This is a genomic window from Chryseobacterium sp. KMC2 (assembly GCF_016756935.1).
Taxonomy (GTDB): Bacteria; Bacteroidota; Bacteroidia; order Flavobacteriales; family Weeksellaceae; genus Chryseobacterium; species Chryseobacterium rhizosphaerae.
Map to the genome: position 1 here is coordinate 167,543 of NZ_JAESIT010000006.1, position 12,820 is coordinate 180,362.

The following is a 12,820-nucleotide window of genomic DNA, read 5'->3' on the forward strand; positions in this document are numbered from 1 at the left end:
TCATACATTAGCATCGCAGAAGATTATCGTGGATTACATTCTCAATCTTATACGTATTTATTTTTAGTAGACGATAATAGGCTGTTGATATATAAACTTGATCATAATTTTCACCAATTATTGAATTTTGACTAACAATCATGTTATAAAAATCAATAGTTATGAAATATCAGTTAAAGCTTTTAAGTGCCGGCGTTGTTTTTTTCATGGGAGGTGGAACATACTTCAGCCAGGAAAAACAGGATAGCCTAAAATCCCAGAATATAGAAGGGATTGTTGTTACTGCATTGGGAATAAAAAGGGAAAAAAAATCCCTGGGATATTCTACACAAGAGGTAAAAGGTGAAGATATCAACAGAAATCCAACGACCAATTTTCTGAATAATCTTTCCGGAAAAGTCGCTGGTCTTGAGATCAGGCAATCTACCAATTTCGGAGGTTCCATAGATGCTGTTTCCAGGGGATACAAATCTATTTTAGGAGATAACCAGGCTCTTTTTGTAGTAGACGGTGTTCCGATTATCAACAGAAATATCAATTCTACAGGTCAGCAAAATGGAGGCGGAGGTTATGATTATGGAAGTCCTGTTTCAGACATCAATCCCAATGATATTGAAACCATAAATGTATTAAAAGGAGCTGCCGCAACCGCTTTGTACGGGTCTAGAGCTCAAAATGGAGCCATTATCATCACTACGAAAAAAGGAAAGAAAAACACTCAGGGAATTGGACTGGAGTATAGCGGAAGTATTTCTGTTTCCACTGTTGATAAATCTACTTTTCCCGAATATCAGACGCAATATGGACAGGGCTATTTCGGTAATGTTTTTGCGAACTACCAAAATAGCCCCATGGCCATCTTCTGGCATGACGCTTCCTATGGAGCACCGTATGACCCTAATCTGATGGTATGGCAATATGACGCATTTATTCCCGAATCACAAAATTTCGGAAAGAAAACACCCTGGACTATGGCTAAAAACGGTCCTATTACTTTTTTTGATAAAGCCATTAATCAAACCAATAATATTGCCCTGAGTGGCGGAAATGACAGGGCTACATTCAGGTTAAGCTATTCCAATACCAACGCTACGGATATCATGCCGAATTCTTCTTTAATGAAGAATAATTTTGGCGGAAATGCTTCTTATAAAATTACAGATAACCTTACCGCTACTATTTTTGCCAATTATATTACACAAAATACAAAAGGAAGGAATTCTACAGGATATACCGATAATATTATGGGTAATTTCCGACAGTGGTGGCCCACGAATGTGGATATTCAGTACCAGAAATATCTTTTTGATACTTTTGATAAAAACTATACCTGGAATATTAAATCTCCTGTTAATCTGTCGCCGGCTTATTGGGATAATCCCTATTTTACCCGATATAAGAACTACCAGAATGACAAAAGAGAACGCTTTGCAGGAAACTTCAGCCTGAGTTACGACCTGTCAAAAAGCATCAATATCCTGGGAAGAGTAGGGATCGACGGATACAGTATGATTACTGAAGAAAGACGAGCGGTGGGTTCTATTCCGGCATTTTTCAGTTTTAATACCATTGAACAGCCTTCAGGGTATGCCGTGACCAATCTTCGTTTTACAGAAACCAATTATGACCTGATAGCCACTTATAAAAAGAATATTACAGAAAATTTGAGTATTCAGGCATTAGTGGGAGGAAACGTCAATGTTCAGACCAATTATTCTAATGCACAGACTACCTCAGGGGGATTATATATTCCGGATCTCTACACCATTTCCAACTCAGCAGCTACTCCTGCAAAGCCCATTATTACAGATAATTCCAAATATATTTACGGGGCTTTTGTTCAGGCATCGTTAGGATATAAAAACACCTATTACCTGGAAGGAACATTCAGAAGAGATCAATCGACTGCTCTACCTAAAGGAAAAGGAGCTTACTATTATCCTTCGGTCTCAGCAAGTTTGGTTTTCTCCAACCTCCTGAAACAAGACTGGTTAAGTTTCGGAAAGCTAAGAGCAGCCTATGCAGAGGTAGGTTCGGATACTAATGCCGATCAATTGAGAAACAGATATATTGCTCAGGCTTCTTTTGGAAATAATCCCGTTTATTCCTACAATACAACGTTAAGAAATGCAGATCTTCTTCCCCAAAAACTGAAAAATATTGAGATAGGAACCAATATGCAGTTCTTTAAAAACAGAATAGGATTTGATTTGGCGTGGTTCAGGAATAAAGCATTTGATCAGATACTCCCGCTTCCTATTTCTCTGGCAACAGGAAGTGGTGCTAAAATTCAGAACACAGGAGAACTTACGACAAAAGGACTCGAAGTTTCGCTAAATATTACCCCTCTGAAGATCAATAATTTCACATGGGATATGATGATCAACTGGTCTAATCCTAAGACCAAAGTTACTGCTTTAAGGGAAGGTATTGAAAACATCACAATTGGTACGCTGCAGGGAGGAATTAGCATTAATGCACCTCTTAACGGAGAATATGGAAGCATCTGGGGCTCAGATTTCGTGTATGATCCCAATGGAAATAAAATTATAGGAACCAACGGAGCTTATCTCCATACAGATGACAGCAATCACAACTTAGGAAGCTTTCAGTCGGATTTTATCGCAGGATTAAATAACTCATTTACTTATAAAAATTTCAATCTTAGTTTCCAGATCGACTGGAAAAAAGGGGGTAAGATATTTTCTCTGGATCAGTATTATGGATATGGAACAGGGCTTTATCCTGATTCTGTAGGCCTGAATGACCTGGGAAATCCTGTCAGAAATACTTTAGCAAACGGCGGGGGACTTATTCTACCGGGAGTGATGCAGGATCCTAATAATCCGGGGCATTATATTCCCAATACAATACGCCTTGACCGTTCCATCTCCAGCCAGAATTTAGAAACAGATCCACCTGTGGCAGCTTTTGTTTATGATGCCAGTTTTATAAAGCTTCGTCAGGTATCCATTTCTTACACCTTCAATAATACCTTCTTAAAAAACGCAGGAATTCAAGCCCTTACACTTGGGTTTACAGGAAGCAACCTTTGGATCATCCATAAAAACCTTCCTTATGCAGATCCGGAAGCTGGGCTTTCTTCAGGAAGTATTCAAGGATATCAGTCCGGGGTAATGCCTTCCACCAGGAACTTCTCATTCAATCTGAAAGTCAATTTTTAAAAACTATTACAATGAAAAATACTATTATACTTATATCTTTTCTGGCTGTATTGTTGACAGGCTGTACCTCAGAGGATGTTAATAATGATCCTAATGTAGCTTACAATATGTCACCTGAACCTCTGATTACTTATGCAGAAAAGGAGCTCAGCGATTATATGAATACACCCAGTGTCAATGAAAATAACTTCAGGCTTACCATGCAGTACTGGCAGGAGGCTACATATGTAAGTGAAAGCAACTACAATTTTACGGCAAGAAATGTTTCTAATAACATCTGGGGTGATAATTATGTAAATGTCCTTAATAACCTGAATAAAGCAAAAGAACTTCTAGAACAGTATCAGCCGGCTGCTTCAGAAGTGAACTCGTGGCCTGCAAAAAAGAAGAATCAATTAGCGATTATTGATATCCTTTCCGTCTATACCTTTCAGACTCTGACTGATATATTTGGGGATATTCCTTACAGCCAGGCTCTTAATAATGATAAATTTCCGCTTCCTGCCTATGATGATGATACACAGATTTATGAAAAACTTATCATTCGTTTAAAAACAGATATCAATAACCTTGAGGAAGGAGAAGGAACATTTGGGGCAGGGGATATCCTTTATGGAGGAGATATAGGAAAGTGGAAAAAGTTTGGCAACTCCCTTCTTTTAAAACTGGGAATTGCCGTTTCTGACATCAACCCCACACTTGCCCAATCCAGCATTAATACAGCAATCTCCGGTGGAGTGATCATGGATGAATCACAAAATGCTATTTTCAGATATCAGGCTGAAACCCCCAATTTTAATCCTTTATTTGAAAATCTGGCCAACAGTGGGAGAGATGATTTTTTCGGAGGAAAACCTTTTGTAGATTTCCTTATTACAACCTCTGATCCAAGAATATCAAAATATTTTCAGGATGTAGACGGTGTTTACATTGGACAGGAAATTGGTTTGCCGGGAGTTTTTTCAGACTTTTCTGCTCCAGGGATTTTTGCCTATATTCCTGTAACACCCGGAAATCTGATCACTCATACCGAAGTTGCTTTTTACAGGGCTGAAGCTGCTGCCCGATTTGGAATTGGCGGCAGCCCGGAGGCGCTTTATAATACAGCCGTTCAGGCTTCATTCCAGGAATGGAAGCTTTCTTCCCAGGAGGCACAGAATTATCTCTCAGACCATCCGTACAATGCGTCCAACTGGAAAAAATCTATTGGAGAACAGGCATGGGTTGCCATGTATAATCATCCGGTAGTTTCCTGGAATTTTTACAGGAGATTAGATTATCCTGCTTTACAGGCTCCTCCAACGGCTATTGCCAATGCAGAAGGAAAAGTTCCGGTAAGGTTACAGTACCCAACTTTAGAAGCAACTACCAATGGTACCAATTATGCAAAAGCTGCTGCTGCCATAGGTGGAGATAAACTGACCACAAAAGTTTTCTGGGATATTCATTAAATAGAGTTTCTTATTTTTTCATATCATTTATTTTGTAAACCTTTTGAAGCCTGTATGTTTTATACAGGCTTTTTAGTTCGCCCCAAAAGATGTTGATAGATAGGAATTTTCAATTTGTAGATATTTTTTCATGTTCCTTTTGAATTTAATCAATTTTGACATGTAAATAATAAACATTTGAATTATGAAAGTAAATAAACCCCAAAAAATGATGGGTAGATTTTTATTAATACTGCTAGCAGGAAGCATTTTTCTGAGCTGTAAGAGCAATGATGGTGACGATCCCACTCCTTCCTCCGGTCATAGCATAGATCCGGCAACAGGAACATTTAAGGGTACCATGAGCAGTGGTGGTCAGGATTATTATAATGTGATTATTAATGCCTCAAAAATAGATGATTCCCATATTAAAGTACAGGCTAAAGCAGGAGAGAACTATTCATTTATTACCCCAAAGGTAATCAGTGTGCAAAATCCTGTAGGAGTAGGTGTTGGCGGTGTGGATAACGAAGGAACTATAAATTATCTTATTTCAACAAAAGCAATGCAGATAAGTACCAAAAAGACTTCTGAAAATGATAAAATATTTTATTTCGAAGGCACTAAGCAATAATAAAAATATAATGTGGTTGGTTTATTATTCAAGTATTGAATAATGTTTTGGCTTAATGATTAGCAATAATCTTAAGCCAATTTTTATGTTCAGCCTTATTTTTTTATTAAAATAGCTTGAGACCAACGATTCCGACTACAATTAGTAGGGCAGACAATAATCTGAAAATATTGGCAGAATCCTGAAAAAACAGAACGCCCACTAATAAGGTTCCTACTGCACCGATTCCTGTCCATACAGCATAGGCTGTTCCGATAGGAATACTTTTCTGTGCGTACCAGAGAAATCCACCACTGACAGTCATACAGGCAATCGAAAATAGGATCCAGGTCCATTTATTACTGTCAGGCTGTTGAGATAATTTAAGCCCCAATGGCCAACCGATTTCAAAAATTCCTGCAATAACTAATGCCATCCAATTCATACTGTTTATTTTAAGGTTATGTAGGATTGAAATTTATCAATCCTGATAACATGATTAAGCTGACAATTGATTCTTGATCATCAGGCACTTAATCTATGTTGCGGTTGTAAAATTAGTACAACCTGTTTGTATTCAGTGGAATGAATTATGTGACCCTGCAAAAATCACAGATAGAATGTAATATACTCAAGATGAAACGTTATCTGTTTTGAAGTAATTACTAAGCTAAATATGGTATCTTTAAGCAGTAAAAACCGATAGAACTGATATATTCTATCTTAATATGACCCATTTCAACTATGTTAACAGATATAATTGCCGTCCACCTCAATGTTATTTTTTGTGGAATAAATCCGGGTTTGAAATCAGCTGATGAAGGCCATCATTTTTCAGGAAGAAGCAACCGGTTTTGGAGAGTTCTCCATCAGTCCGGCTTTACGCCTTATGAAATTCAAGCGGTCAATGATACTTCTATTCTGGATTTCGGATATGGCCTTACTACCGCTGTTGCAAGGGCCACTTCCCGGGCTGATGAACTTTCAAAAGAAGAGTTTGATGAATCTCTTGAAGCTTTTACGGTAAAAATAACAGAATTCCAGCCCAGGTATATTGCATTTCTGGGTAAGGCAGCGTATAAGGCATTTTCCAAAAAGAAAGAAATTTTATGGGGAAAGCAGTCTGATGATTTTTGTGGAGCCAGGGTATGGGTTTTACCTAATACCAGTGGTTTAAACCGTGGGTTTTCCCTGGACGATCTTGTTACTTCTTACCGTGAGTTTTATGAGGCTATTCAGGAATAGTACGTTTCAAGCTTATCCTTTGTTGGGCTTGCTTACATATTTATTATTTTTCACAAAAAAGCGCCAGGGTAAAAGGGCATCTTCCTGTGCATAAGCAACCCCTATACGAGGGCCGGTTATTATTTCATCAGGCTTATACAGAATACCATGATCTTCGATCCAGATTTCATCTCCGGTCAGGTCTTTTTTATTAAAAGACTGATCTATTCCTAATGCTTTTGCTGCCGATCCGGGACCAGAGGAAATCGCAGCTTTAGAAGAGGGCATATTCCGTCTGTGTTCCATAATTTCTTTCCCTATCAGTGGCTCTACAGCTCTGATCAACACCGCATGGGGATCATCTTCCACAGAGGATACCACATTGAAAAGGTGATGAATTCCGTAGCATAAATACACATAAGAAATACCACCATGGCTGTATAGCGGTTCAGTTCGGTTTGTACGTCTGCCTCCATACGCATGGGAAGCTTTGTCCTGCACCCCAAAGTAAGCTTCTGTTTCTACAATAATTCCGGCTGTAATAGCATCACCAATTTCTGTAAAAAGAACTTTTCCTAAAAGGTTCTGAGCCAGAAAAAGGACATCTTGATTAGAATAATAGGAGTGAGGTAATTTCAAATCAGTAAGTTTATCGGTTGACAGATCAAAATTAATGATATAAAAACAAATTTCATAGACTTAAACAGATTGTCACTACATTTGGAAATTAGTTAACTTCATTTTTCACACCAAAAATAAAATATGATGAAACCCTTTAATCTGATCCTGTTCGTTGTTATTTTTTGTTGTACTGCACTGTCATTCAGTATTCCTTATCAGCAATCGTATAAAAAAATGATTGTTGGAAAATGGCAGCCTGTACTTTCAACGAGTGAAGGAATTGAAGCAAACGGAAACCGAACGGTAAAAAATTATAGATTAAGCAACAAAGACCTCATGCAGTTTAATGCTGACGGTTCTATTATCGATAGCGGGCAGCTTTACTTTTCGTATGCATTAGATCCTGATGACAAAATCTTATCTTTATTCGATGGTGGTAATTATGAACGAAAGTTTGATATCGATCAGCTAGATAAAACGACCATGAAAATTGTCATGAGAGAAACTGACAAGTACAACGGAGAACCCTTTCAGATTATCTGGACGATTGTATTTAAAAGAAAATAAATTTATTGATTAGGGCGCAATTTTTACGGTAAATTAGAAAAGTTTTCCAGTTTGCTCTCCAAAAGCAGCACTTCTCCATTATCATACTGATCTCTTCTATCCAGTAAGTATCCTAAATAGATTATAATGGAATCTATTTGCCTTCTGGAAATAAAAACATTTTCTTTTTGAATTTCGTCTTCTATTTCTTCTACATACTCAATTTCATCTTCATCAGCTCTATCTTGTACTTCTTTTTCGTACCTGATTGCTGACAGTATTAATTCTTTTTCTTCAGTAGTAAATGCTAACATGATTTTTTACTTTTAGTTTTTAATGAACATTATTTTGCACCATTATAAAAAACAGGCTTCTATGATTTTTAACCCTCGGAGAATCTTTTTTTTATTTAGGCAGAGTAATACGTCTCATATTTAAGCTGTTAAAGACAAATATTTTCTTTTCCTTAGCCATTCGCATCAAGACTTCGTTTCTGTCTTCGATCGACATGTTGAGAATGTGATCAAAAGCTCCAAAAGTAACACCGTTGTTACCTCCGTCTTTTTCATGCTGCGCTTTAACGATCTCCAGTATTTGTTTCTCTATTTCCTCCTGATTTTCCATGGGCTAAAGATACAAAGTTTGTACCTCTGTTCCTAGAAATGAAAATTCAAAATAAACAATAAGTATCTTTACTCTTCATAGATATTTGGATGCATTAAAAACTTGATCTGTTATAATCCTTTTAATCATATTTTAAGTGAGCTCTAATTGTATTCTAATCCATTAAAGCCATACTGTTGCATTATTAGTTTTAATTTTGCAAAATGAAAAACAAATTTTTTTTTGAAGCTGTAGGTAAAGCTTTTTGCTTGCTATTTTTAATTCTTGGCAGTAACCTGTGTATATCTCAAGTTAAGGGAAGTTCAGAGATAAAAGTGGCATATGGACTTGGAACGACCACCGATTTTGTTAATGTTTTCAGTACTGTTTTTACATTGGGTTATGGCCCTTATGAGAAAGGGAATTCCGGTGCCTTTATTATTGAATATAACTATGCAATAAAAGATAAATGGGTGATTGGAACAGACTTCGTATATCAACAGATAACGAGAGAATACTCTGATCATGTATCAGAAAAGTCGCACAACTATACGATGGCGGTAAAAAGCGATTACAACTATATATCAAAGTCAAAATTTCGCATGTATTCGGGAGTGGGGCTAGGACTCACCATGGAAAAGAACAGGAACCCTTCGGAAAGTATTTCACATGTTAATTTCCACCTTACGGGATTAGGAATTAGATTAGGAGGCAGGCTTGGTGTAAATGCTGAAGTAGGTTTTGGATATAAAGGAATAGGAAATGTAGGGTTGACTTACAATTTATAACTAACAAGATCAGATCATAAATCCTGTTTAAAACAAAAATACCAGATATCAATGTATCTGGTATTTTTTATATTATTTTCCTCCCGGAGGACAATGTTCTTTTAAATACTTGGTAAACATGGTAGCCAGATGGAGTGATGTTCCTTCTCCTTCACTGATAGAGTGCGTTCGGTTAGGATAAGACATCAGCTGGAACTGTTTGTTGTATTTCACCAGCTCATTAATGTATACTTCCGTATTTTGATAATGCACATTATCATCTCCTGTTCCATGAACCAATAAAAGATTTCCTTTAAGGTTTTTAGCATAAGCCAGTGGGGAACCCTTTACAAAATCTTCTCTGTTTTCCTGTGGAAGTCCCATATACCTTTCCTGATAGATATTGTCATAGAATAGCTGATTGGCTACAGGAGCAATCGCAATTCCAGTCTGGTAAATTTCAGGATATTGTCCCAAAAGATTTAGCGTGGAAGAACCTCCACCGCTCCAGCCCCATACCGCTACTCTGGAGGTATCTACATATGGCCATTTTGCAAATAAAGCTTTAGCTCCCATTGCCTGATCACGGATATTAAGCTGACCAATTTTACGGTAAACAGATTTTCTCCATTCGCGTCCTCTAGGAGCAGGTGTTCCGCGGTTTTCAAGAGAAACATATAAATAACCGTCTTCAGCCATATCCCCAACGTATAAATAATTCCAGCCTGTATAGAAATTATCTGTTACGGTTTGCGATCCAGGCTCACCATATACTGTGAAAACAATAGGATATTTTTTGTTAGGATCAAAGTTTTTAGGTTTTACTACCCATCCATCCAGGGTCACTCCATCCTGTGTTGTAATCTGGAAGAATTCTGCTTTAGATTTTGCAGGATCAGCCTTTGCTGATCTTTTTGCAGCCACAAGCTCTTTATGATCCGGAAGGGATACTACCGCTCCTACAGAACTTGCATTGACGCTGCTGTTATTAAACATCGCAATCTTTCCGTTGGGGGATATCGTATAATTATTAGAGCCCGAATACGCTTCAGGAGTTACCCTTTGTGCATTACCTCCTTTCATGCTCACTTTATACAGATATTTCTGAGTGGCATTCTTAGGAGAAGCCAAAAAGTAGATCTGTTTATTGGGAACATCAAAAAATTCCGGTTTTATCACATCAAAATTATCTTTTGTAATCAATGTTTCTTTCCCATTCAGGTCTATTTTATAAATATGCCTCCATCCGTCTTTTTCAGAAAGCCATAAGAACTCTTTACCATTGTCTATCCAGTCCCAGCCACTAGGATCATTGTCATTCCAACGGGATTTTATATCAATCCATGCGGCATCTGTTTCAGTGTAAATTGTTTTTCCAGTTCCGGAAGCGGCATCTGCTACAATAATTTTACTTTGATTCTGTTTTCTGTTCAGCTGTTGCAGAATAACAGATTTAGAATCCAGTACCCATTCCATTCTCGGAATATAGTTTTGTACTTCATCCCCTGCGATATTAGCCTTCTTTGATGACTGGGAGGCTATATCATAAAACCAGATACTGCAGCCTGAAGGATTTTCCCCAACTTTCGGATATTCCACAGGAACCGTAAATGAGTACAGACTATCTGTATTATTGATCATCAGGAAATTTTTGGTTTCTCTTGCATCAAGCTTCCAGTAGGCAATTTTACTTCCGTCCGGAGACCATCTGAAACCATCCTGAGTTCCAAATTCCTCTTCATAAGCCCAGTCGAAAGTACCGTTGATCATTCCATCTGTACCATCCTGGGTAATTTTGCTGATCTGATTGTTTGAAAGATCTTCAATATAGATGTTATGTTTAGAAACATAGGCTACTTTTTTGCCATCCGGAGAGAACTTGGCAAACATTAATGAGGCAGTTGGTAAGCCTTTTCCAAGCTGGGTGAGCTTTTTAGTGTTTTTATCAAAAATCCAGTAATCTCCACGCGTATTATCCCTCCAAACTTTTTGAGTATTGGCAAAAACCAATAAACTTTTCTCATCCGGAGATACCTGAAAGCTCTGTACCTGTAAAGGAGTGGAGCTTCCGGAAGGAATTAATTCATTGCTGTTTAAAAAAGTCTGATCTTTTCCGGGGTTCAGGACGTTAACAACTTCAATTCCTTTTTTAGTAAATGAATAATAAGCATTGCCATCAGGTGTCCACTGTGTTTTTTGCGCAGCTAATGGCGACAGGCACAGGAAATATAAAGCAATGACGGTTATTTTTTTTATGTTCTTCATATATAGTATTTCAATTAATCTAAATGTTCTGCACAGTAGTTTTCAATGTCTGCAACCGTTTTAATCAGTCCGTTCCCCAAAAGTCTGTAGCTGTCATCAGTAATCAGGAAATCATCTTCTACACGGATTCCTCCAAAATTTCGGTACTCATTGACCTTATCATAATTAATAAAGTCTGCATTTTTATTTTCAGACTGCCAGATATCGATCAATTCAGGAATCATATAAATACCGGGTTCAACCGTTACTACAAATCCTGATTCTAATTCTTTTCCTAAGCGTAAAGACTTAAGCCCAAATGTTTTGGTATCCTTGGGTTCTTGTTCGGTATAACCGATATATTGTTCCCCAAGATCCTCCATATCATGTACGTCAAGTCCCATCATATGACCTAACCCACATTGGAAAAATAGAGTATGGGCATGGTTTTTTACAGCTTCTTCAGGATTTCCTTTCATCAGCCCCAGGTCAATAAGACCTTCTACAAGATGCTGGGATGCTTTCAGGTGAATATCCTTAAATCGTACTCCCGGTTTCAGGAGACGCTGGGCATTCTCAAAAGCATTCAGTACCACTTCATACATTTCCTTTTGTTTTGTAGTAAAAGTGCTGCTTACTGGGAACGTCCGGGTTAAATCACCGGCATATCCCATCGCCGTTTCAGCTCCGGAATCATTTAAGAAAAGATCCCCTTCTTTCAGTGTATTAAGACGGTAATGATTATGAAGGATACCTCCGTTTATCGTTACAATAGGAGGATAAGACATCTCACATTCTTTGTTGGCTGCAAGATATTGGATCGCATTAGCCACTTCATATTCTTTACGGCCAGGTCTGGCTATACGCATGGCCAGCAGATGCATTTCATTAGATACATTGACCGCTTCTTCTATCTGTACTATTTCCTGGGCTTCCTTTATAGAACGCTGTTTTACAATAGCCTTGATCATCTCCACAGAAGGCTGTAATTCTGCTATTTTTATACCTAGAAGATCTGCCACCAAAATTTTATTGGAAGACTGGTAGGGAGGAAGGTAATGCACTTTTCTGCCGGAAGACTGTGCTTTTAGAAGGTACTGAGAAAGCTCAGCATAAGGTAAAGTTTCCTCTACACCAGCTTTCAGGCTTTTGTCTTTCAATGTTTCCTGCCTGCCCATCCATACAATATCATCGATACTTAATTCGTCTCCGAAAACAATCGTCTTATTTTCATCAATATCAATAATAGCTGCAATCCGGGGTTCCTGAATCCCGAAATAATATAAATAAGTACTGTCCTGACGGAAATAATAAGGATTGTGTTCAAAATTCACAGGATTCTCTATATTTCCTAAAAACAGTAAAATTCCATTAGCTACATTGCTTTGTAATATTGCTCTTCTGTCTTGATAAGTTTGTGCTGAAAACATATATTATGAATACTTTTTTATTTAAAGGCTTAAAGTTACGATTTTGTACTATTTGTAGTGCTTTGTTCACTAAAATAAATAATATGTAAAGTTTGGATTTTAATATGATATTCAATGTTCATATTTTGCTTAAATTCGGCAATATTTTAACATCCTA

General features: G+C 37.5%; 12 protein-coding genes. 6 read left to right on the top strand and 6 right to left on the bottom strand.

Going from position 1 to position 12,820, the window contains the following annotated elements; genetic code table 11:
* Nucleotides 1–161: 161 nt before the first annotated feature.
* The 3 genes from JML65_RS09140 (at nt 162) to JML65_RS09150 (ending at nt 5,249) form a co-directional block, all read left to right on the top strand.
* On the top strand, nt 162–3,185 hold the full coding sequence (locus JML65_RS09140; RefSeq protein WP_115917810.1) for a SusC/RagA family TonB-linked outer membrane protein: 3,024 nt from the start codon (nt 162–164) through the stop codon (nt 3,183–3,185).
* A gap of 11 nt (nt 3,186–3,196) precedes the next feature.
* Entirely contained in the window at nt 3,197–4,636 is a 1,440-nt protein-coding gene (locus JML65_RS09145; protein ID WP_202270608.1) for a SusD/RagB family nutrient-binding outer membrane lipoprotein, read from the top strand.
* 184 nt (nt 4,637–4,820) lie between these two features.
* On the top strand, nt 4,821–5,249 hold the full coding sequence (locus JML65_RS09150) for a hypothetical protein (protein ID WP_047496441.1): 429 nt from the start codon (nt 4,821–4,823) through the stop codon (nt 5,247–5,249).
* A gap of 106 nt (nt 5,250–5,355) precedes the next feature.
* Here JML65_RS09150 and JML65_RS09155 read toward each other — a convergent pair whose 3' ends face one another.
* Entirely contained in the window at nt 5,356–5,706 is a 351-nt protein-coding gene (locus tag JML65_RS09155) for a multidrug efflux SMR transporter (RefSeq protein WP_309882140.1), read from the bottom strand.
* 266 nt (nt 5,707–5,972) lie between these two features.
* Between JML65_RS09155 and mug the strand changes: the two genes are divergently transcribed.
* Nucleotides 5,973–6,473: a G/U mismatch-specific DNA glycosylase gene (mug, locus tag JML65_RS09160; protein ID WP_202270609.1), complete on the top strand. Its 501-nt coding sequence runs from the start codon at nt 5,973–5,975 to the stop codon at nt 6,471–6,473.
* A 12-nt stretch (nt 6,474–6,485) separates the two neighbouring features.
* Here mug and JML65_RS09165 read toward each other — a convergent pair whose 3' ends face one another.
* Nucleotides 6,486–7,091, bottom strand: coding sequence for a DNA-3-methyladenine glycosylase (locus JML65_RS09165; RefSeq protein WP_084084215.1), 606 nt, complete (start codon nt 7,089–7,091; stop codon nt 6,486–6,488).
* A gap of 123 nt (nt 7,092–7,214) precedes the next feature.
* On the opposite strand from JML65_RS09165, the gene JML65_RS09170 reads away from it, so the two are divergent.
* Complete coding sequence (locus tag JML65_RS09170) at nt 7,215–7,640, top strand: hypothetical protein (protein ID WP_202270610.1); 426 nt, start codon at nt 7,215–7,217, stop codon at nt 7,638–7,640.
* A 23-nt stretch (nt 7,641–7,663) separates the two neighbouring features.
* Here JML65_RS09170 and JML65_RS09175 read toward each other — a convergent pair whose 3' ends face one another.
* A complete protein-coding gene (locus JML65_RS09175) occupies nt 7,664–7,933 on the bottom strand; it encodes a hypothetical protein (protein ID WP_047496427.1) in 270 nt (89 codons plus the stop codon).
* 91 nt (nt 7,934–8,024) lie between these two features.
* Nucleotides 8,025–8,243 (bottom strand): hypothetical protein, encoded by a 219-nt coding sequence (locus JML65_RS09180; protein WP_047496424.1) that lies wholly within the window; start codon nt 8,241–8,243, stop codon nt 8,025–8,027.
* 203 nt (nt 8,244–8,446) lie between these two features.
* Between JML65_RS09180 and JML65_RS09185 the strand changes: the two genes are divergently transcribed.
* On the top strand, nt 8,447–9,010 hold the full coding sequence (locus tag JML65_RS09185) for a hypothetical protein (protein ID WP_202270611.1): 564 nt from the start codon (nt 8,447–8,449) through the stop codon (nt 9,008–9,010).
* Nucleotides 9,011–9,082: 72 nt separating this feature from the next.
* On the opposite strand, the gene JML65_RS09190 is transcribed toward JML65_RS09185, so the two are convergent.
* A complete protein-coding gene (locus JML65_RS09190) occupies nt 9,083–11,254 on the bottom strand; it encodes a S9 family peptidase (protein WP_202270612.1) in 2,172 nt (723 codons plus the stop codon).
* 14 nt (nt 11,255–11,268) lie between these two features.
* Complete coding sequence (locus tag JML65_RS09195; protein WP_202270613.1) at nt 11,269–12,663, bottom strand: aminopeptidase P family protein; 1,395 nt, start codon at nt 12,661–12,663, stop codon at nt 11,269–11,271.
* Nucleotides 12,664–12,820 lie beyond the last annotated feature (157 nt).